Below are 18,479 nucleotides of genomic sequence, written 5' to 3' on the forward strand. Positions count from 1 at the left end.
CTCCCGGTACGCCAAGCGCGCGGTCATCTACCGCTGCCAGATCCTGCTGGTCGCGACCTTGGACTGGCTTTCGTGATTCACAGGACAGGCCTTAGAGGCATCCACCGGAGAGCCGGCGCCGGGCTCCGCGCGCCTCGTGTTTGACCATGATGAGTGGGACGAGTGACTTTGGGCCGTTGAACAGGGCGTCAGGAGGTCGATCATGATCACTCGCGACCGGCTCGATGCCCAGCTCAGCCGCTCTGCGAGGCGTGCTCCATGTACTCCTCAAGCTGGCCGTTCGGCCTCGCGCTCTCTCCACGCCGTCTGGCGTCGCGGTTACGGTAAGGGCATGGACGAGGCCATGGTGAGTGCGGAGAGGTGGCGCGAACAGGTTCGGGCGCGAGGTTCCATTGAGCAGGACCGTGAGGCGCTGGCCCGGCTGATCGAGTACGACCACGATCCGTTCGAGACCGAGCTGTACGAGAGCTCCTCCGACCCGCGGAACCGGTTGGCCGACAAGGCCGAGAGGTCGTACGCCGGTCAGTACGACCGCCGCCTGCGCCGGCTGAGGGAGCGCGCCAGGCACACCGAGGCCGATGAGTAGCCGCTGCGGGATATGCGCCGAATGATCTTCGGTGGTCGAGGTGCGGGAAGATGCCGCCACCCTGGTCAGAGGCGTAACGCTGCAGATCTCACCGACCTCCTCGCCGAACCGCCCATGCGCCGCCACGCCACCCCCGACAGCCTCCCCGGCACCCCGGCGGCCGACCTCAGCCGGGAGGGCTACCTACCGCGCCCCTGCGTGCTCCATCCCGAACGCGTCACCGAATACCCCTATCCCGAAGAGCTCCCCGAGCAGCTCCACGCCGCCCTCGACGCGTGGGACGAAGAAACCGACCGTCCCTACCAGGAGCTCCTGTCCATCGCACCGGGCTGCAAGATCGGCGGATGGGAGTCCTGGCACCTCACCGACATGTACCCGCTGCCCTGCACCGTCTGCGGAACCGAGACCGAACCGCTCCTCAAACTGGACAGCAGCGAATGGGGCGGCGGCAGCGAACCACGATGGCGGCCTCTGGAAGAACACCACCTCGCCTGGGGAACGCCCGAATGCGAGGAGACCCGCGAGCCCACCACGATGACGCTCGGTCGCTACGGAGCCCTCACCGTCTTCCTCTGTCCCCGCTCCGTCGAACACGGCTACCGCCTGACCGTCCAATAGCCGCCACCAGCCCTTGCGTCTCCGGCGGGAGCGCAACGGCCCCGGAGCGATCACCGGTGAAGCGTTCTCGGACTCGTACGGTTCCAGGAGCCATGCTGGGCGCCATCCGAACGGACGATCATGAACCGAGTCGGACGGATCTGAACGGCCGGAGGCTCGGTGAGCAGCGTGGCGAACGGGTCTGAACGATCCTGGAAGCCGTTCGGGGACCTGGTAAACAGAAGGGCAGGGGGCCGATTCCCCTCGTGGGCTCGCATGAGAAAGGCCGCTGAACAGGTGATACGCCGTCAGGGGCCTTCCGTTTCCGGTGTTCGACCGGTGCTCTCGGAGCCTTTGGGAGCCGCGGGCGCCTGTCCGCCCAGGAGAGTCCCCGAAATCGCCGTCGCCGCCCTGATGCACGACCTCTCCTGGAGCGACGAGGGGCTGTGCACCCTGTCCGAAGGACGGCGGCGGCCGACCCGGATCTGCGGGGCCCGCATGGACCTTCCCGCTATCGAAGGGGAGCCGCGACCATGTCCGACAACGGGGTACACCGACGACGCCGACCGGTATCGAGGCCGGTTCCTGGGCCGCTTCGTCGACCTCGAGGGCATCCCGCAGTGCCGCGCGCCGAGCCGGCAGCACCCCGAGATGCCCTGGGAAGCACCGGACCGGTCAGGAGGCGCCGGGAACGGCCGCGCCGAGGATCGGCCGGTGAAGGTGCCTCTGAGTGAGGACGGCGCCTGTGACACGGGCGGCGATCGCAAGGGCCGCCTCGATGGGGTTGTCGATCTGGTCGGCGGCTTCCGGATCGATGCCGAGATCCCGGAGATGGCCGTTGAGCCGGTCCGGGTCGCTTCCCTGCCGGTTGTGCGGGAACGTCGGGTCGATGTCGGTGATGAGCACACCGTCGGCGGCATAGGAGAGGTGGTGCCGGGCGGCGTAGTCGTGCCGCATCACCGCCACGGCTTCGCCGCCACCGCCGGACAGGTTCCCAAGCGTCGGGGGTTCTGCTCCGCGCCAGCCGTCCTCCTCGGCGGCGACGGCCCAGTCGCCGATCCGGGTCACGGTGATGAACCGGGGGCCCTCCGGAACCGAGTGATCCCCGTCGAGGATCGGGCGGATGTCTTCGGCGGCGGCACCCAGCCGGTGCAGCATTTCGTACTCGTCGATCCCTCGGGCGAAGACGGCGGTGTAGATCGGGCCGAGCGGACCGTCCTGCTGCCAGGTGAAGTCCTCCGGCGACGGGCCTGGCGTCCTCGCAGTGGCCCGAACGAGTTCGATTTTCCCTGCCTGTTCGTAGGCCTCGGGGGCGGCGGCGAAGAACGCTTCCACGATCTCCTCTGCGACCCGTCCCCGATGACTGACCGGATATCCGTTGGCCCGCGCCCACTCCCGCATGGCGAGGCTCAGCGATCTGCTGGTGACGAGGCGGGTGATCCGCAGGGGTGTGAATCCGGGTTCCGGCATGCGGGGAATCTACTGCGCTCTACTCCTGTCGTACCACCGCCCGAACCTGAGCATCCCACCGAGGCCCACCTGAGCACCCCTACTCAAGGCTAGGCGCCTCTGACCAGGCAGAATCGCTCTCATGGGACTTCTGCGAGCGATACTCCGCCACGTCTCCCGATATGACCGGGGCACCTTCGCCCTGTCCATCGCCGGTCCTTACGCCCTGATCGTCGTCGCCGCGACCGTCTACGTGGAGATCGCCACACACCGGCCGGGCAGCCAAGGCTTCGAGGCGCTCGTACTGTTCATGATCACTGCTCCGATCTCGGAACTCTTCATCTTCCTGCCCCTTGCTTCGCTCCCGCCGACGCTCTTCCTCTTGCTGTACACCGCCGCAGGGCTGTTTCAGGCGTGGCTCCTCTGGCTCATCGCGCGGGGGCGTAGAAAGACCGCGCCTCCGGCGAAGGTCCCGCCTCCGCAGGAGTGGTCAGGGCCGAGGCCGGTCCCGGTTGCGCCCTCACGGTCACCTGATGGCGGTTGATCTCCGTACGGAGTCGGGGCGATGGCTTTGGTCCGTGAAGTCACATTCGACGACGCCGTAGTTCCTCAAGCCATTGGCGCACCTGCTCGCCGTCATGCAGGAAGTCCTCGTCCGGCCCGTTGCGCAGGCCGATCCCGTGCAGAAGGCCCAGCGCCCACCATGACACGTCATCCCAGACGAGATCATCATCGGTGACCCAGCGCCATGCCCGGCGGTCCGCCTCCTCCCGGCTCATCCGTCCATCGAGAACCTCGGTGAAACACTGCTCGATCTCATCCGGCCCCGGCTGCTCATCGCCGTTCACGGGCTGACCGTACTCCGATGGGGCGAACGCCGGCTGATACGGCGCTGGAAGCCTGCGAGGCGGCGGCCGGTGGAACTTCCGAGCCGACTCCGGCGGAACCCGCGAAGCCGCTGCAGGGTTTTCGGTGAACGGACCCCGCCTCCTCGCCCGAGAGCATGCGAGATCCGATTCGGGGGGACCCGATGCTCCGATCCGGGCATGCTGTGGAAGCGCTCCCATAGTCTGAGAGAGCGCTTTCTCCTATCCTTGCCCAATGGAACTAGCGGAGATCCGCGCCTATCCCCTCAAATCCGCCAGAGGCATCCTCCGCCCATCCGCCCGAGTCCTCCCGTGGGGTCTGGAAGGCGACCGTCGCTGGGCCGTGGTGGATCCGCTGGGAGAGCTGATCTGGGTAGGCGAACACCCCCGGCTCCTCTCGGTTTCGGCCACGGAAACCCCTGAGGGCGGCCTCCACCTGTCGGCGAAGGGCCTGGGCGAACTCAAGGTCCCCCCGGCCGCCGGCGACACGATCTCGATAAGTTGCTCCAACCTCGACCGGGCCGTGCCCGCCCACGCCGACGCCGATGAATGGTTCACCCGTCTGCTCGGCAGACCCGCCCGCCTCATCTGGCTGGACGACCCCGGACGCCGGACCGCCACCGAGGAAAAGGGCGGCCTCTGGGACGGACCTCTCCTTCTCGTCTCCAGGAGTTCGCTCCAGCGCCTGGACGACTGGATCGCCGAAGGCGCCATGGAACGCCAGGAACATCCTCCGGCCCCCCTCGACGTCGCCCGCTTCCGGCCCAACGCCGTCATCGACGGCGCGGAACCCTTCGCGGAGGACGCCTGGACGTCGGTCCGCATCGGCGGGATCGACTTCCGCGTCTCGGCGTTGTGCGACCGCTGCGCCGCCACCACCTGGGACCCGGCCACTCAGGACCGGGGCAAGGAACCCCTGAGGACCCTGGCCAGACACCGCCGCTGGGACGGGAACACCTGGTTCGGCATCCGCCTGGTGCCCAGGAACCTCGGTGAGCTGAGAGTCGGCGACGACGTCCGGCCAGGCTAGCCGGTCAGGCGCCTCAGGGCCGCCCTCACGACCGGGGGCCGCCCTCACGACCGGGGGCCGGCGGTCCGCCGCCACGCCGCCGCCAGGCCGGTTCCACCTGGCCCGGTCCCGGATCCGAGACGATCAGCGATGGGCCGTTGCGATGAGGCGTCGCAGTGCGGCGTGGGCGGGTGGACCCCACGTGGCCTTGCCGCCTGGACGGCCGCGGACGCCGGCCTCGCCGATGAGGATGCCGCTGAGGGCGCGGCCTACCGCCCAGCCGCGGGCGCGGCGCAGGGTCGCGGCGTCCGGGGCCGGCCGGTAGGCGTCATGGAAGCGGTCGGCCGTGTCGTCCGGCAGCAGGATCCAGGCGGCGGCGAGGTCGCAGGCCGGATCGCCCGCGCAGAGGTCACCGAAGTCGACGACACCGCAGACGGCGCCGTCCGCGGTGAGGACGTTGGCCGGATGCAGGTCGCCGTGGAGCCACAGCGCCGGGCCCGCCCAGCCGGGCGCGGCGACGGCGTCGTCCCAGACCGCGCGGACGGCGTCCGGGTCGGCGACCAGCCCCAGCTCGGTGGCCGAGGCGAGCTGCCTGGCGAACCCCTCGGAGTAGTCGGCCAGCGGTCCTCCGCGGTCCCGGCCGGTGGGCGCCCGGTCGGGGGCGGGCCGGTGCAGAGCCGTCAGGAAGGCGGCCAGAACGTCGGCAGCCTCCGCGGCGCGCGTGACGGGGGCCTGGTCGGCCGGCTCACCCGGTACCCAGGTGGTGACGATCCAGGGCCGCGGAAACAGGGCGGAGGGTTCACCGAGGCGCTGCGGGACGGGCACCGGAAGCGGAAGGCGCGGGGCGAGGACGGGCAGCCAGGCGTGCTCCTTGCGCAGCAGCGCGTCCGCGGACCGCGTCGCCCAGGGCAACCGGACGGCGAGGTCGTCGCCGAGCCGCCAGAGCTGGTTGTCCCAGCCGCGCGCGCCGAGCCGTACAGGGCGATCGGCCAGGTCGGGGTGCTGGTCGCGCAGCAGATCCCGTACCAGCTCCGCGCTGATCTCGATCTCGGTGTGAGTCATGCGGGGCACAGTAGCCGGACGGCGGCCCGCCCGTTTCCTCCCCGGCCCCCGGCCCCCGGCCCCCGGTCCCCGGTCCGTCACCGTTACCGACGCCGGTGCCGACTCCGGGCTAACCTCGCACCATGACGGCAAGGGAGACCGACTGGTGGTCGCTGCTGCGTGAGCTGGACGACCCCGAGCACGTGCAATTCCCCAAGGGGTACCGTCACGCCGAGGCCAGGGCACGATTCGAGCGGCTCGTCACGCGTCTGGAGACGGACTTCGCGTGCCGGAGCACGGTCGACCGGAGCGTCCAGGACGCCAGCCACCACGGGGACGTGGTCATCCCCGGAGACCGCACCGTGAGCGGGGAGCGGATCTACATCCGGATCAGCAATTTCGGGGACCTCGCCGTTTACTCGCCGGAGAATCTGGGCTGTTACACCGACGCCGAGAAGTCCGACGTGTTGCATGACGAGGACCGGCGCCGGGTCGAAAGCGCTCTCACCGACCTCGGCTACCTGAACGTCCCGGAGGACCTCCTGTCCGAGCCCTATGACGGCCGCAGCGCCCTGGCCTCCTACCTCTTGCCCCGGTACCCGCCGAGCTGGTTCATCCGCTTCTTCGACTACCTCTGAACGGAGGCGACGGAGTCCGGGCGGCGGGCCGGCGGGAGGAGGCTCCGCCGGACACCGCGCACCGGCGGGCCCGGCACCGTCCGGCCGCGAGCGGGCTGCGTGCGGCGGGCGGATCCGGGTCATCCGGGGCCCGAGTAGGGTGCGGTATGACTGCTCCCCTGGTCGCCGATCCCCCCGGCGGGACGTCGCAGCGCGGCCGGTGGCGGCTGGTTCCCGCCGGTCCGGTGACCGTCGCCTCGGTGCTGACGGTGCTCGCCGCGTCGGTCCCCGGCGGCGACATGCCGCTGCTCATCGCCGCCGTCCCCGCGTGGCTGCTGTCCTTCTGCGTGTGGGTGGCGTGCCTCGCGGCCCGCCGCCCCCGGCGCGGCCCGCTGGTCTGCGTCCTGCCGCTGGCCGGTGGACTGGTCTTCGCCCTGGTCGCTGCGGAGGTTCCGCTGCGGGTCGCTTTCGCGGTGTCCGAGCCCGCACTGACGGAGTACGCCGCCTCTCTGCCGGAACGGGAGCGCTGGGTCTTCCAGGAGCGACAGGCCGGAGTGTTCCCGATCGGCCGGGCGCGGCGCTGGAACGGGATCACGGAGCTGACGGCGGAAGGTTCCGGAGGAACGCTGGAGCAGTGCGGCTTCGCCCACGTCCCCGCCGGGCGCCTGCAGAGCCTTGAGGCGTCCCGGATCACGCGCCTGTCCGGCGACTGGTACGCCACGTGCACCGACTTCGGCTGACGACGCCGTGGCCTCCGCCCCCGGCATGGGTCGATGATCCCGCCCCTGGAGCCGATGAGCTTTGAACGCGCCATCGCCGCCCCCGCCGGGACCGTGGGGCGGCGGGTGGCGGCGGTCCTGGCCGACTACCTGATCCTCGTCACACTCCTCGGGTTCGTCGTCATGCCGGTTCTCTTCTGAGCCGGCACCGGAGGCACCCCGTCCCTGCGCATGGGCTACGGGCTCCTGACGGGAACCCGCACCTCCCCGACCCGCCTGGAGTTCGAACTCGGCGAGCTCCGCGATCCCCTTCTCGCGGCGGTCTTCGTCGGCGCCGGCTGCACCAGGTCCTCGGCGGCGTGCCGGTCCCCGGTCAGGAGGTACGCGGTACGGAACAGCGCCTCCGAGTGATCGACGGCGAACCGCCGGAAGCCCGCCTCGAATCCTGGGTCCACCCGTCCTCCTCGCGATGTCACCACGCAAGGGCGCGGGCGGCACACCGAATCTGTGCCGCCCGGACCGGATCAGGTCCGGGCGGCATAGATGCGCTTCCCGAGGATCGGAGTGAGCCGGTGTCCGCCGGACGTCGGTCGGGCGACCGTGAAATGCCGCTTGCCATCCCGTAGGATGTCGGTGGTTCGTCGGTGAACTGTCGGTTGGAGTCCCCGTCAAATGTCGGTTCCGCAGTGAGCCGAATAGTCTGCAGTGAGGGGAAGTGCCGTGTCGGAGCTGCTCTCACGCCATGTGGCCGGGCACGCGGAAGAGTTCCTGGACGCCTTCCGAGTGCTGATCGTCAACGGCCCCCGGCAGTCAGGAAAGACGACCCTGCTCCAGCAGCTCAACCGGGAGAGAGACGGGACGTATCTCACCCTGGACGACGGCCCGCTGAGATCGGCTGCGCGGGCCGACCCCGCCGCCTTCATCGCCGATGGATCCTCCCGGCCGATGATGATCGACGAGATCCAGCGCGGGGGGGACGACCTCATCCTGGCGATCAAGGCGGAGGTCGACCGGAAGGCCGAACGGGGGCAGTTCGTTCTGGCGGGTTCGACCAGGTTCCTCTCCACCCCGTCGCTGAGCGAGTCGCTGGCCGGGCGCGCAGGCATCCTGGAAGTCTGGCCCTTCGCCCAGGCGGAGCTCGAGGGGAGGGGCGATCCCTTCCTCGTCACGGCGTTCAGTGATCCCGAGGCGCTGCGGTCCTCGTCGCTCAGCGAGTACGGCCGACGGGACTACTTCGAGCTGATCTGCCGGGGGTTCTATCCCGAAGCCGTCGCGATGCGGTCGGAGCTCACCCGGGACGGGTGGTACCGGACGTACGTCCAGTCGGTCATCGACACTGACATCAGGGAGATGGCGCGGATCGAGGAGCCGAGCAACCTCCGGCAGCTGCTCGCCATCGCCGCCGCGGGCACGGCGCAGGAGCCGAACATGGCCAAGGTCGGAAGCGATCTCCAGCTCCACCGGACCACGGTCAGCCGTTACCTCGGCCTGCTGGAGACCGTCTTCCTGATCCGCCAGATCCCGGCCTGGTCCCGGAACCTCGTGGCCCGGGCGGTCCGCCGCCCCAAGCTCCACGTCACCGACACCGGTCTGGCGGCTCACCTGGCCGGGGTCGACGCGGACGGCCTGGCCGCCCGCGTCGCACCCGCGCGGGGGCCTCTCGTCGAGTCGTTCATCGTCAACGAGATCGCGAAACAGGCCACCTGGGCACCGTTCCGGATCGGGCTCCATCACTGGAGGATCAGCCAGGGGGCGGAGGTCGATCTCATCCTCGAACGGAACAACGGGCGTGTGATCGGAGTGGAAGCCAAAGCGACCGACTCCATCGACCAGAACGACTTCAAGGGCCTCGCCACCCTCCGAGACGGGCTCGGAGAGGACTTCGTGCACGGGTTCGTCTTCTACACCGGGGCGAGGTCGCTGTCGTTCGGAGACCGGCTGACGGCTCTGCCCATCAGCGCTCTCTGGGACAGGTAGCCGGGCCGGTGAGCGGGCTGCGGCAGGCGCCGCGCCGGTCGTAGGTGGCGACCGTGCGGCGGCCGGCGAGCAGGGCCGGCGGAGTACGGCGCAGCCGCAGGCCTCCCGGGGGCGTTCTCCTCCGGGAGGACACGGCGGGCGTCAGGCGAGCTCTCCGGCGAAGACCACGATCTCGTCGATGTCGCCGTCCGGGGTGACGTGCGCGACGTCCACGCCGGAGAGCAGGGTCCGCCCGGCGGCGTCCACGTAGCTCCATCCGAAGCGCGCCCACTCGCCCGGGGCGTCCACGCCGGTCGTGCGGACCAGCCGGCAGGGGCCGGCCGGGTGGCCCTGGACCACCTGGGTGATGAAGTCCTCCACGGACCCGCGGCCCTCGCCCCGCCCGAGCGGGCTCCAGAAGACGACGTCCCGGGCCAGGGCTCGGGCGAGCAGGTCGGCGCGGCGCTCCGCATCGGTGGTGTTGGCCGCTTCGATGAACGCGTCGATGGCGTCGGTGTGGTCCACGGTTCTGTCTTAGCAGGGTCACCGGTGCGGGGTCCGGGTCCCGCGGGGGGCAAGCCGTACGAATCGGTCGGTTTTCCCTAAGCGCCGCAACGCCAGTGCGAACGAGGGGGAGCCAACAAGCCGGATCGGCCACGCACGGGCGGCTCTTCGTCACATACTGAATCGGAGCAGGAACGGAAAGTAGTCAGCGGAGGAGGCGGCGGTGACGCGAACGATCCTCCAGCGGGTCGGTCAGGGGTCCGGCGGCGCGACGGTGGAGGTCGTCTCCCGGCCCGTCACCGAGGTCAGTGTGATCGTCCCGGTTCATGACTGCCATCCCTACCTGGACCGGTGCCTGACCTCCCTGCTGGTCCAGCGGGTGGACAAGGAGATCGTCGTCGTGGACGACGGCTCCACCGACGGCAGCTCCGAGCTGGCCGACCTGTACGCCGCCCGGCACCCCGGCGTCGTGCGCGTCGTGCACCAGGAGGCCTCCGGCGGCGCGGGCCGGCCGCGCAACGTCGGCCTCTCGGCGGCCAGGGGCAGATACGTGTTCTTCTGCGACGCCGACGACTACCTCGGTCCGGAGGCGCTGGAGCGCATGCTCGCGATGGCGGACCGCAACGGCTCCGACATCGTCCTGGGGAAGGTCGTCGGCCACGGGCGCCGGGCGCCGGTCTCGATGTTCCAGGAGAACGCCGAGCGGATCGAGCTGGAGGAGAGCACGGTCTACAACAGCCTGAGCTGCTTCAAGCTGTTCCGCCGGGAGATGCTGGAGCGGCACGGCATCCGCTTCGACGAGACGCTCACGGTCGGCGAGGACATCGTCTTCACCACCCACGCCTACTGCCACGCCGGCGTGATCTCGGTGGTCGCCGACTACGACTGCTACCACCTGGTCGACCGGCCCGACGGGACCAGCATCATGCAGCGGGAGGGGAGCCGCGACCCGGCCTCCTGGGTCAGGATGATCAAGAAGCCGGTCGAGCTGATGGTGGGCCACGTACGGCCGGGCCCGCTCCGCGACCACCTGCTCCGCCGCCACTTCCGGCTGGACGCCTTCACCAACCTCGGCAGGCCCTTCCTGGAGGCGGGGGAGGTCGAGCGCAAGGAGATCGCGGCCGAGGTCGCCGACATGTGCGAGCGCTGGATGACCGACGGGGTGCGTGCGCGGCTCAGCCCGGTGGACCGCGGCCGGATCGCCGCGCTGGAGGACATCGACCGCCTGGTGCGGCTGGCCCACATCGAGCTGGCCGTGGTGCGCCGCGAGCTCACCGGCCTGCGCTGGGACCCTGGGGACACCGGGCTGGTCGTCTCCGGCCGGGTCGCGCTGGACGCCATGGAGACGCGCGGCCGTCCCGAGCTCGTCGCGGGCGGGGTCTCGCTCGTGCTGCGCGTCCGGCAGCCGGACGGCGGGCCGCCCCCCGAGATCGCCGAGGTCACCGTGCCCGCGGCGGGGGAGGGCGGCGCGTTCACCGGGACGGTCGACGTCGCCGCGCTGCCCTCGGGCGTCTGGGACGTCTACGTGGCCGTCGCGTGCGAGGGGGTCGTCCGGACCGCGCGGCTCGGCGCGGACCGGGACCAGCGGATCGCCCGCCCGGCACCGCGGATGATCGGCGGCGCGATCGCCCTGCCGTACTTCACCCGGCCCTACGGCAACCTCAGCATCGACGTCGGCGGGCACGTGGTCAGCCCGCCCGGCATCGTACGGCTGACCGCCTCGCGCTGGGGCGCCGGCCACCGGCTGGTCCTCGACGGCGAGCTCACGATGGGCGCGCTCACCCCGGACCGGCGGGCCCTGCGGCGCCTGGTCTGGCGGGAGCGGAGCTCGGGGCGCGAGCGGCGCACGCCGGTCACCGCCACGACGGGCGGGATGTTCACGGCCCGCCAGCCGGCGGGCCGGCTGGCGGCCGGCACCTGGGACGCCTACCTGGAGCTGGACCTGGGCGGGCCGCCCGCCCGGTTCCGGGTCGAGGCGGAGGCGGAGCTGGTCGCCCCCCTGCGCACGTGGTGGCGGGGTGCGTCCCTGCGGACCGTCAAGCCCTACGCCACGGCGGGGAAGGGGCGGCTCAGCCTGCTGGTGCGCGTCTCCACCATGCGGGGGTTCCTCCGGTGGCTCCTGCGCCGCCGTCCCTCCGCGGAGCGGACCGCGCGCTGACGCCGCTTCCACTGCTTCCGCCGCGGAGCGAACTCTGCGCTAATGCCTCTTTGTTGCAATAACAAGCCCATGGCTTAAAGTGAGGGTCAAACCCGCACTCCGGAGGCTCGCCGTGCACGTTCCCGATGGCTTTTTCAACGTGGCCGTCTCGGTCTCGGCGGGGGCCGTCGCCGTCGCCGGGACTGCGGTCTGCCTGCGCGGCGCCCGCCGCGAGCTCGACGACCGCACCGCCCCCATGGCGGGCCTCGTGGCCGCCTTCGTCTTCGCGGTCCAGATGCTCAACTTCCCGGTCGCCGCGGGCACCAGCGGCCACCTCCTGGGCGGGGCGCTCGCCGCGATCCTCGTCGGGCCGTACACCGCGGTGCTGTGCATGGCCGTGGTCCTGCTCGTGCAGGGCTTCTTCTTCGCCGACGGCGGCCTGACCGCGCTGGGCGTCAACATCACGCTCATGGGCATCGTCACCGTCCTGGTCGGCTGGGGCGTCTTCCGCCTGATCACCCGGGCCGTGCGCGGCCCCGCCGCGATCACCGCGGCCTCCTTCGCCGCCGCGCTGGTCTCGGTGCCGGCCTCGGCGCTGGTGTTCACGCTGCTGTTCTGGATCGGCGGCACGGCCCCCATCGAGATCGGCACGGTCGCGGCGGCCATGGGCGGCGTGCACGTGCTCATCGGCATCGGCGAGGGGCTGATCACCGCGGTCACCGTCGCCACCGTGCTGGCGGCCCGGCCCGACCTGGTGTACGGCGCGCGCGGCCTGGCCGCCCCGCTGGTGCTGCGCGGCGCGGACGGCGACGTCACCGTGGCCCCGGAGAGCCCGGAGACCGCGGAGCGCGCCCCGGCCCCCGCCGGCAGGGTCCGCCCGTTCCTGCTGGCCGGGACCGGCCTCACGCTGGTCCTGGCCGGTGCGCTCTCCTTCTTCGCCTCCGGCGACCCGGACGGGCTGGAGAAGGTGGGCGAGGACGAGGGCTTCCTCGCCCAGGCCACCGACCACGCGTTCGGCGAGTGGGCGCTGGCCGACTACGGCGACGTGGGCGGGATCCCGGTCGGCGTCGCCGGGGTGATCGGCGTGGGGATCACGCTGCTCGTCGGCGGGGTCGTCGGCTACGCCGCCCGCCGCCGCGCCCCGGAGGGCGGCACGCGGGAAGACATCACGGTCTGACGGCGCTGAACGAGGCGGCGCCGTACAGGAGGGCGCCGTGGAGAACGGCGCCGGGCGGCGCCGTGCCGGGCGCCGGAGCCATCCGGGCCGGTCCCGGCGCCGAAGTACCGCCGGAGGGGATTTCCATTGGGCGCGGGCCATCACCACCAGCTCTACCGGCCGGGCGACACGCCCGTCCACCGGCTGCCGCCGCAGTGCAAGCTCGCCGCGGTCGCCGCGTTCGCCCTGGCCGTGGTGGCCACGCCGCGCGAGTGGTTCGCCGCCTTCGCCGTGTACGCGCTGCTGCTGGCGGGCGTGGCCGCGCTCGCGAAGGTCCCGCCCGGCTTCGTGCTGCGGCGGATGGCGATCGAGATCCCCTTCGTGCTGTTCGCGGTGGCGATCCCGTTCGTCGGGACGGGGGAGCGGGTCTCCCTGGCGGGGCTCTCGCTCAGCCTCCCGGGGCTCTGGGCCGCCTGGAACGTCCTGGCCAAGGCGACCCTGGGCGTGGTCGCGAGCATCCTGCTGGCGGCCACCACCGAGCCCCGGCTGATGCTGCTGGGCGCGCAGCGGCTCCGGCTGCCGCCGATGCTGGTGCAGATCGCCATGTTCATGCTCCGCTACATGGACGTGATCATGGACGAGATGCGCCGGATGCGGGTGGCCAGGGAGTCGCGGGGCTTCACCGCGAGGGACGTGCGGCACATCCCGGTGGTCGCCCGCTCGGCCGGGGCGCTGTTCATCCGCTCCTACGAGCGCGGCGAGCGGGTGCACCTGGCCATGCTGAGCCGCGGCTACACCGGCTCGATGCCGGTGATCCAGGACCTGACCGCCTCGGTGCGGCAGTGGCTGCTGGCCGGTACGCTGCCGGGCGCGGCACTGGCGGTGCTGCTCGGCGGCGCGCTGCTCGGGACATGGGGGGTGGGGGCGTGACGGCGTCACTGGAAGTGAGCCGGCTGGCGTACGCGTATCCGGACGGCACGCAGGCGCTGTTCGGCGTGGACCTGCGCATCGGGCGCGGCGAGCGGGTCGCGCTGCTCGGGCCGAACGGCGCGGGCAAGACCACCCTGGTCCTGCACCTCAACGGCATCCTGACCGCCGGGCACGGCACGGTGACCGTGGCCGGGCTCCCGGTCTCCAAGGGGTCGCTGCAGGAGGTCCGGCGCCGGGTCGGCCTCGTCTTCCAGGACCCCGACGACCAGCTCTTCATGCCGACCGTCCGCGAGGACGTCGCCTTCGGCCCGGCCAACCTCGGCATCCGGGGCGAGGAGCTCCAGCAGCGGGTCAAGGACGCGCTGGAGAAGGTGGGCATGCTGGAGGCGATCGACCGCCCCCCGCACCACCTCTCCTTCGGCCAGCGCCGCCGGGTGGCGGTGGCGACCGTGCTGGCGATGGAGCCGGAGATCCTCGTCCTGGACGAGCCCTCCTCCAACCTGGACCCGGCCTCGCGCCGCGAGCTCGCCGAGATCCTGCGCGGCCTCGACGTGACCGTGCTGATGGTCACCCACGACCTGCCCTACGCGCTGGAGCTGTGCGAGCGCTCGCTCATCCTCTCCGGCGGGGTGATCGCCGCCGACGGGCCGACGCGGGAGATCCTCTCCGACGCCGGGCTGCTCGCCGCGCACCGGCTGGAGCTGCCGTACGGTTTCACCGTCGGCCGGGGCGGGACGCCGGAGAGCGCCCGGTGAGGCCGCGGGCATAACGCCCGGCTGCTGATCCACACGATTGATCGCGGGAGTGCCCGGCCTGGCATACGGTGAGTGTCAAAATGAAGAGGGTCCGCTCTCACGGCCTCTAGGAGGAAGCTGATGAAGCTGCGGCTGGCGCGCCGGGCCGTCGGCGACACGGTGGTGGTGGCCGTGGAGGGGGAGCTCGACCTGTTCACCGCGCCCTTCCTCCGCGACGAGGTCCGTGACGCGATCAAGATCGACGGCTCCCGGCTGGTCCTCGACCTGACCTCCCTGTCGTTCATGGACTCCAGCGGGCTGTCCGTGCTGATCGAGGCGTGGCGGCTGGCGACGGGCGAGGGGGGAGGGGTCTCCCTCGCCGCGCCCCAGGCCCCGGTGGCGCGGATCCTGCGCACGACCGGCCTCGACCGCCGCATCAAGGTCTACCCCGACGTGGGCACCGCCGTCTCGGAGGTCTGAGGCGGCACCGGCCCGCGGGGTGTGACCGAGATTTGGCACACCCCGAGTAGAACTTCATTCGGTATCCGCGTTAAAGTCCGCTCATGGACCTGAACGGAGCAGCAGCAATCATCTCGGGCGGTGCCAGCGGCCTCGGCGAGGCCACGGCCCGCGACCTCGCCGCGCACGGTGCGACCGTGGTCATCGCCGACCTGAACGAGGAGCGCGGCAAGGCGCTCGCCGACGAGCTCGGCGGCGTCTTCGTCAAGACCGACGTGTCCGACGAGGAGCAGGTGCAGGCGGCGGTGGACGCCGCGGTCGCCACCGGCAAGCCGCTGCGCGTCGTGGTGAACAGCGCGGGCATCGGCTGGGCCACCCGCACCGTCAACCGCGACGGCTCGCCGCACGACCTGGCCTCCTACCGCAAGGTCATCGACGTCAACCTGATCGGCACCTTCAACCTGATGCGGATCGGCGCCGCCGCCATCTCCAAGACGGAGCCGGTCGACGCCGACGGCCAGCGCGGCGTGGTCATCAACACCGCCTCCGTGGCGGCGCTGGAGGGCCAGACCGGGCAGGTGGCGTACTCGGCGTCCAAGGGCGGCATCGTCGGCATGACCGTCCCGGCCGCCCGCGACCTGGCCGCCATCGGCGTCCGCGTCAACACGATCTGCCCGGGCATCATCGACACCCCGATCTACGGCTTCTCGCCCAACTCCGACGAGTTCAAGGCCAAGCTGGTCGCCCCGGTGGTCTTCCCCAAGCGCATGGGCCAGGCCTCGGAGTTCGCCCACCTGGTGCGGGCGCTGATCGAGAACGACTACATGAACGCCGAGACGATCCGTTTCGACGGCGGCATCCGCTTCCAGCCCAAGTAGGAGTCACGAGTGTCTGAGCCGACTTCCGGAACCGGTGACGAGGTCCTGGTCGAGGTCGAGGACGGCGTGGCCGTCATCACGATCAACCGGCCCAAGGTCAAGAACGCCGTCAACGGCGCCGTGGCCCGGGCCATCGCGGCGGCGCTGGACGAGCTGGAGGAGCGCAAGGACGTCTCCGCCTACGTCCTGACCGGCGCGGGCGGCACGTTCTGCGCGGGAATGGACCTCAAGGGCTTCCTCACCGGTGACTTCCCGGCCGTGGAGGGCCGGGGCTTCGGCGGCATCGTCGAGGCGCCGCCGAAGAAGCCCATCATCGCCGCGATCGAGGGCTACGCCCTGGCCGGCGGGTGCGAGCTCGCGCTGGCCTGCGACATCATCGTCGCCTCGGAGGAGGCCAAGTTCGGGCTGCCCGAGCCCAAGCGCGGCCTGGTCGCCGGGGCGGGCGGCGTGATGCGGCTCCCGCAGCGGATCCCGTACCACATCGCCATGGAGATCGCCCTGACCGGCGACCACTTCCCGGCCTCCCGGCTCTACGAGGTCGGCCTGGTCAACCACGTCACGCCCGCGGGCGAGGCACTGGCGAGGGCCCTCGAAATCGCCAAGAAGATCGCCGCGAACGCCCCCCTGGCGCTCGCGGCGACCAAGCGTGTGATCGTCGAGTCCGCCGACTGGAGCATCGACGAGATGTTCAAGAAGCAGGGCGAGATCATCAACCCGGTGTTCGGATCCAAGGACGCCATGGAGGGCGCGGCGGCCTTCGCCGAGAAGCGCGCCCCCCAGTGGAGGGGCGAGTAGGAGGTCCTTCCCGCCGGTCCTGCCGACGGGAAGGATTTTCCGGGATTCTTCCCGGCGTGCCGGGCGCGATCCGCTGGGGATCGCGCCCGGCGCGTTTCCGGTCGCCGGTGCGTACGGTAAAGGTGTGGGCGCGTGCGTCGGGGGCACGTGACCTCCACCTGACGGCTCCACGAGGCCAGGAGAGTGCATGAGCGACTACTCGGGCGAGATGATCCCCCGCGGCGGCTCCTCCGGCGAGCGCTTCCGGCGCAGCGCCGGCAGCCTGGCCGGCGGCGCCCTCGGCGCGGCGATCCTCGTCCTCCTCCTGGTCGCGTTCATGTGGGTGATCGAGATCGCCGACTACGTGCTCCCCGAGAACTTCGACGCCTACGGCATCAGGTCGGGGGACGTCGACGGCCTGGCGGGCATCCCCGTCGCCCCCTTCCTGCACGCCGACTTCGGCCACCTGATGGCCAACTCCCTGCCCCTGCTGGTCCTCGGCTTCCTGGCGGCCCTGCGGGGCGTGGGCCGGTTCCTGGCCGCCAGCGTCATCATCATCCTCGTCAGCGGCCTGGGCGTCTGGCTCACCAGCGACCCGCGGTACGTCACGGTCGGCGCCAGCGGCCTGGTCTTCGGCTACTTCGGCCTGGTCGTGGCGCGCGGCCTGTTCGACCGCCGGGCCCTCGACATCGTGATCGGCGTCGGCGTCGCCGTCGCCTACTACTCGATCATCTGGGGCGTGCTCCCCACCCAGGAGGACGTCTCCTGGCAGGGCCACCTCTTCGGCCTGGTCGGCGGCGTCATCGCCGCCTGGGTCCTGCGCCGCAAGCGCCCCGCCCTCCCGGCCTACTGAGCCCGTACGGCCAAGCCTCGCCGAGCCGCCTCGTATCCGGAAAGGCATCAGAGCTATGCTGTCAAAAACGCAGCATATGCTGCGCGTCTGACAGTAAAGTACGGAGCGTGACGATCGCATCACACGCACCCGTACTGGAAAGGCCCGGCGTGCAACAGCCGCCACCGCCGGTTTTCCCGGTCTTCCGATCGCGGATCACGATGGCGGTTCTCGCCATGACCTATATCGGCGGTGGTGAATACTCGATCGCCGAACTCGCCGCCGCGGCTCGCACCGACACCGGGAACATGACCCGGGAGGTCGCCCGCCTCGAACGGGCGGCCGTGCTGAGGAGTCGCAGGATCGGCCGGACCAAGCTCGTGGAGGCCAACCGGAGCGCGCCCTTCTACCGGGCGCTCAGCGAACTCGTGACCATCACATTAGGCCCCGCGCACGTTCTGGCCGAGGAACTGGCCGGAGTGGAAGGGGTAGAGCAGGCGGAGGTCTTCGGCTCCTGGGCCGCGCGCATGCTCGGTGAGCCCGGTCCCGCCCCCGCCGACATCGACCTCCTCGTGGTCGGCCGTCCCGACCGGGACGACCTGCACGATGCCGCCGCCCGCGCGAGCGCCCGGCTCGGACGGGAGGTCAACACGGTCGTGGTGGCCCCGCAGCGGTGGCAGGCCGGCGATGACGGCTTCCTGGCGGATATCCGCAGCAGGCCCCGCGTCCCGGTGCGGCCTCAGGGGGAGGATTCTCGATGACCGGGGTGGAACCGGGGACGGGAAGAGATCCTCGGAATGCTCCAGCGCAGGGAGCTGACCCAGGTGGTCGCGGACGACCGGCTCGCCGAACGGATGATCGAAACGGCCAGGAAGCACCTTGCGAGCGCTGAGCTTCTCGCCGCCGGCGATCCCCATCTCGCCTACTCCGCACTGCACGACGCGGTCCGCAAGGCGCTTGCGGCACTTCTCCAGACGCAGGGACTGCGTGCGACGACGACGGGTGGCCATCTGGCGGTCCAGCATGCGGCCAAGGCCCGGTTCGGTTCTTCCACGGGAGGGATCCTGCGGCCCGTGGACCGGATCCGGATCACTCGTCATGAGAGCGAATATCCGACGGCCGGAACATGGATCGACGAGGACACGGTTCGAGATGACCTCCCGGCTGCGCTGGCCGTGGTCGATGCCGCGGAAAAGGCGTTGCCGCACCTGTCTCCGTTCATGACCTGACCTAGG

The 18,479-nt window shown here is 71.1% G+C and carries 23 protein-coding genes; 19 read left to right on the forward strand and 4 right to left on the reverse strand.

What is annotated here, in order from left to right; translation table 11 throughout:
• Window positions 1-331 precede the first annotated feature (331 nt).
• Together FHS22_RS15025 and FHS22_RS15030 are read left to right on the forward strand one after the other, a co-directional pair.
• Window positions 332-586: a hypothetical protein gene (locus FHS22_RS15025; RefSeq protein ID WP_184942139.1), complete on the forward strand. Its 255-nt coding sequence runs from the start codon at window positions 332-334 to the stop codon at window positions 584-586.
• A gap of 114 nt (window positions 587-700) precedes the next feature.
• Window positions 701-1,204 (forward strand): hypothetical protein, encoded by a 504-nt coding sequence (locus FHS22_RS15030; RefSeq protein WP_184942141.1) that lies wholly within the window; start codon window positions 701-703, stop codon window positions 1,202-1,204.
• Between the two features lie 654 nt (window positions 1,205-1,858).
• On the opposite strand, the gene FHS22_RS15035 is transcribed toward FHS22_RS15030, so the two are convergent.
• Window positions 1,859-2,653 carry a DUF6461 domain-containing protein gene (locus FHS22_RS15035; RefSeq protein WP_184942142.1) on the reverse strand — a complete coding sequence of 265 codons (795 nt, stop codon included), beginning with the start codon at window positions 2,651-2,653 and terminating at the stop codon, window positions 1,859-1,861.
• A 121-nt stretch (window positions 2,654-2,774) separates the two neighbouring features.
• Between FHS22_RS15035 and FHS22_RS15040 the strand changes: the two genes are divergently transcribed.
• Window positions 2,775-3,176, forward strand: a complete 402-nt coding sequence (locus FHS22_RS15040; RefSeq protein ID WP_184942144.1) for an SCO4225 family membrane protein — start codon at window positions 2,775-2,777, stop codon at window positions 3,174-3,176.
• A 40-nt stretch (window positions 3,177-3,216) separates the two neighbouring features.
• Here FHS22_RS15040 and FHS22_RS15045 read toward each other — a convergent pair whose 3' ends face one another.
• Window positions 3,217-3,480 carry a hypothetical protein gene (locus FHS22_RS15045; protein WP_184942146.1) on the reverse strand — a complete coding sequence of 88 codons (264 nt, stop codon included), beginning with the start codon at window positions 3,478-3,480 and terminating at the stop codon, window positions 3,217-3,219.
• A gap of 253 nt (window positions 3,481-3,733) precedes the next feature.
• On the opposite strand from FHS22_RS15045, the gene FHS22_RS15050 reads away from it, so the two are divergent.
• Window positions 3,734-4,528 carry an MOSC domain-containing protein gene (locus FHS22_RS15050; RefSeq protein ID WP_184942148.1) on the forward strand — a complete coding sequence of 265 codons (795 nt, stop codon included), beginning with the start codon at window positions 3,734-3,736 and terminating at the stop codon, window positions 4,526-4,528.
• A 123-nt stretch (window positions 4,529-4,651) separates the two neighbouring features.
• On the opposite strand, the gene FHS22_RS15055 is transcribed toward FHS22_RS15050, so the two are convergent.
• Window positions 4,652-5,569 (reverse strand): aminoglycoside phosphotransferase family protein, encoded by a 918-nt coding sequence (locus FHS22_RS15055; RefSeq protein ID WP_184942150.1) that lies wholly within the window; start codon window positions 5,567-5,569, stop codon window positions 4,652-4,654.
• A gap of 122 nt (window positions 5,570-5,691) precedes the next feature.
• Between FHS22_RS15055 and FHS22_RS15060 the strand changes: the two genes are divergently transcribed.
• The 5 genes from FHS22_RS15060 to FHS22_RS15075 all read left to right on the forward strand — a co-directional run bounded on the left by FHS22_RS15060 (window position 5,692) and on the right by FHS22_RS15075 (window position 8,861).
• Window positions 5,692-6,186 (forward strand): hypothetical protein, encoded by a 495-nt coding sequence (locus tag FHS22_RS15060; RefSeq protein ID WP_184942152.1) that lies wholly within the window; start codon window positions 5,692-5,694, stop codon window positions 6,184-6,186.
• Between the two features lie 146 nt (window positions 6,187-6,332).
• Window positions 6,333-6,905 (forward strand): hypothetical protein, encoded by a 573-nt coding sequence (locus tag FHS22_RS15065; protein ID WP_184942153.1) that lies wholly within the window; start codon window positions 6,333-6,335, stop codon window positions 6,903-6,905.
• 54 nt (window positions 6,906-6,959) lie between these two features.
• Window positions 6,960-7,085, forward strand: coding sequence for a hypothetical protein (locus FHS22_RS38045; protein ID WP_260407965.1), 126 nt, complete (start codon window positions 6,960-6,962; stop codon window positions 7,083-7,085).
• A gap of 30 nt (window positions 7,086-7,115) precedes the next feature.
• Window positions 7,116-7,295, forward strand: coding sequence for a hypothetical protein (locus FHS22_RS15070; protein WP_184942155.1), 180 nt, complete (start codon window positions 7,116-7,118; stop codon window positions 7,293-7,295).
• 309 nt (window positions 7,296-7,604) lie between these two features.
• On the forward strand, window positions 7,605-8,861 hold the full coding sequence (locus FHS22_RS15075; protein ID WP_184942157.1) for an ATP-binding protein: 1,257 nt from the start codon (window positions 7,605-7,607) through the stop codon (window positions 8,859-8,861).
• Between the two features lie 141 nt (window positions 8,862-9,002).
• Here the strand turns inward: FHS22_RS15075 and FHS22_RS15080 are convergent, their stop codons facing one another.
• Window positions 9,003-9,365 (reverse strand): nuclear transport factor 2 family protein, encoded by a 363-nt coding sequence (locus FHS22_RS15080; protein WP_184942159.1) that lies wholly within the window; start codon window positions 9,363-9,365, stop codon window positions 9,003-9,005.
• A 202-nt stretch (window positions 9,366-9,567) separates the two neighbouring features.
• On the opposite strand from FHS22_RS15080, the gene FHS22_RS15085 reads away from it, so the two are divergent.
• The 10 genes from FHS22_RS15085 (at window position 9,568) to FHS22_RS15130 (ending at window position 18,473) form a co-directional block, all read left to right on the forward strand.
• Complete coding sequence (locus FHS22_RS15085) at window positions 9,568-11,502, forward strand: glycosyltransferase family 2 protein (protein ID WP_184942161.1); 1,935 nt, start codon at window positions 9,568-9,570, stop codon at window positions 11,500-11,502.
• A 112-nt stretch (window positions 11,503-11,614) separates the two neighbouring features.
• A complete protein-coding gene (locus FHS22_RS39250; RefSeq protein WP_184942163.1) occupies window positions 11,615-12,658 on the forward strand; it encodes an energy-coupling factor ABC transporter permease in 1,044 nt (347 codons plus the stop codon).
• A 126-nt stretch (window positions 12,659-12,784) separates the two neighbouring features.
• Window positions 12,785-13,567, forward strand: coding sequence for a cobalt ECF transporter T component CbiQ (gene cbiQ / locus FHS22_RS15095; protein ID WP_184942165.1), 783 nt, complete (start codon window positions 12,785-12,787; stop codon window positions 13,565-13,567).
• Entirely contained in the window at window positions 13,564-14,322 is a 759-nt protein-coding gene (locus FHS22_RS15100) for an energy-coupling factor ABC transporter ATP-binding protein (protein WP_338047759.1), read from the forward strand. The genes cbiQ and FHS22_RS15100 overlap by 4 nt, the downstream gene beginning before the upstream one ends.
• A 120-nt stretch (window positions 14,323-14,442) precedes the next feature.
• On the forward strand, window positions 14,443-14,781 hold the full coding sequence (locus tag FHS22_RS15105; protein WP_184942168.1) for an STAS domain-containing protein: 339 nt from the start codon (window positions 14,443-14,445) through the stop codon (window positions 14,779-14,781).
• Window positions 14,782-14,864: 83 nt separating this feature from the next.
• The gene (locus tag FHS22_RS15110) at window positions 14,865-15,638 is read left to right on the forward strand and encodes an SDR family NAD(P)-dependent oxidoreductase (RefSeq protein ID WP_184942170.1); all 774 of its coding nucleotides are present in this window, start codon (window positions 14,865-14,867) and stop codon (window positions 15,636-15,638) included.
• 9 nt (window positions 15,639-15,647) lie between these two features.
• On the forward strand, window positions 15,648-16,433 hold the full coding sequence (locus FHS22_RS15115; RefSeq protein WP_184942172.1) for a crotonase/enoyl-CoA hydratase family protein: 786 nt from the start codon (window positions 15,648-15,650) through the stop codon (window positions 16,431-16,433).
• A 187-nt stretch (window positions 16,434-16,620) separates the two neighbouring features.
• The gene (locus FHS22_RS15120) at window positions 16,621-17,265 is read left to right on the forward strand and encodes a rhomboid family intramembrane serine protease (protein ID WP_260407966.1); all 645 of its coding nucleotides are present in this window, start codon (window positions 16,621-16,623) and stop codon (window positions 17,263-17,265) included.
• Window positions 17,266-17,465: 200 nt separating this feature from the next.
• Complete coding sequence (locus FHS22_RS15125; RefSeq protein ID WP_221473682.1) at window positions 17,466-18,005, forward strand: helix-turn-helix domain-containing protein; 540 nt, start codon at window positions 17,466-17,468, stop codon at window positions 18,003-18,005.
• A 36-nt stretch (window positions 18,006-18,041) separates the two neighbouring features.
• Window positions 18,042-18,473, forward strand: coding sequence for a HEPN domain-containing protein (locus tag FHS22_RS15130; protein WP_184942173.1), 432 nt, complete (start codon window positions 18,042-18,044; stop codon window positions 18,471-18,473).
• Window positions 18,474-18,479 lie beyond the last annotated feature (6 nt).

This window comes from Thiemannella venezuelensis, assembly GCF_014203605.1.
In the GTDB taxonomy this organism is placed as follows: domain Bacteria; phylum Actinomycetota; class Actinomycetes; order Streptosporangiales; family Streptosporangiaceae; genus Planomonospora_A; species Planomonospora_A venezuelensis.

What these genes read in the sequence shown, in the direction of transcription:
- FHS22_RS15030 (WP_184942141.1), top strand. Translation starts at nt 701, where the DNA reads ATGCGCCGCCACGCCACCCCCGACAGCCTCCCCGGCACCCCGGCGGCC.
- FHS22_RS15070 (WP_184942155.1), top strand. Translation starts at nt 7,116, where the DNA reads ATGGGCTACGGGCTCCTGACGGGAACCCGCACCTCCCCGACCCGCCTG.
- FHS22_RS15040 (WP_184942144.1), top strand. Translation starts at nt 2,775, where the DNA reads ATGGGACTTCTGCGAGCGATACTCCGCCACGTCTCCCGATATGACCGG.
- FHS22_RS15130 (WP_184942173.1), top strand. Translation starts at nt 18,042, where the DNA reads ATGCTCCAGCGCAGGGAGCTGACCCAGGTGGTCGCGGACGACCGGCTC.
- FHS22_RS38045 (WP_260407965.1), top strand. Translation starts at nt 6,960, where the DNA reads ATGAGCTTTGAACGCGCCATCGCCGCCCCCGCCGGGACCGTGGGGCGG.
- FHS22_RS15055 (WP_184942150.1), bottom strand. Translation starts at nt 5,569, where the DNA reads ATGACTCACACCGAGATCGAGATCAGCGCGGAGCTGGTACGGGATCTG.
- FHS22_RS15120 (WP_260407966.1), top strand. Translation starts at nt 16,621, where the DNA reads ATGAGCGACTACTCGGGCGAGATGATCCCCCGCGGCGGCTCCTCCGGC.
- FHS22_RS15065 (WP_184942153.1), top strand. Translation starts at nt 6,333, where the DNA reads ATGACTGCTCCCCTGGTCGCCGATCCCCCCGGCGGGACGTCGCAGCGC.
- FHS22_RS15035 (WP_184942142.1), bottom strand. Translation starts at nt 2,653, where the DNA reads ATGCCGGAACCCGGATTCACACCCCTGCGGATCACCCGCCTCGTCACC.
- FHS22_RS15105 (WP_184942168.1), top strand. Translation starts at nt 14,443, where the DNA reads ATGAAGCTGCGGCTGGCGCGCCGGGCCGTCGGCGACACGGTGGTGGTG.
- FHS22_RS15025 (WP_184942139.1), top strand. Translation starts at nt 332, where the DNA reads ATGGACGAGGCCATGGTGAGTGCGGAGAGGTGGCGCGAACAGGTTCGG.
- FHS22_RS15050 (WP_184942148.1), top strand. Translation starts at nt 3,734, where the DNA reads ATGGAACTAGCGGAGATCCGCGCCTATCCCCTCAAATCCGCCAGAGGC.
- FHS22_RS15060 (WP_184942152.1), top strand. Translation starts at nt 5,692, where the DNA reads ATGACGGCAAGGGAGACCGACTGGTGGTCGCTGCTGCGTGAGCTGGAC.
- FHS22_RS15110 (WP_184942170.1), top strand. Translation starts at nt 14,865, where the DNA reads ATGGACCTGAACGGAGCAGCAGCAATCATCTCGGGCGGTGCCAGCGGC.
- FHS22_RS15125 (WP_221473682.1), top strand. Translation starts at nt 17,466, where the DNA reads ATGGCGGTTCTCGCCATGACCTATATCGGCGGTGGTGAATACTCGATC.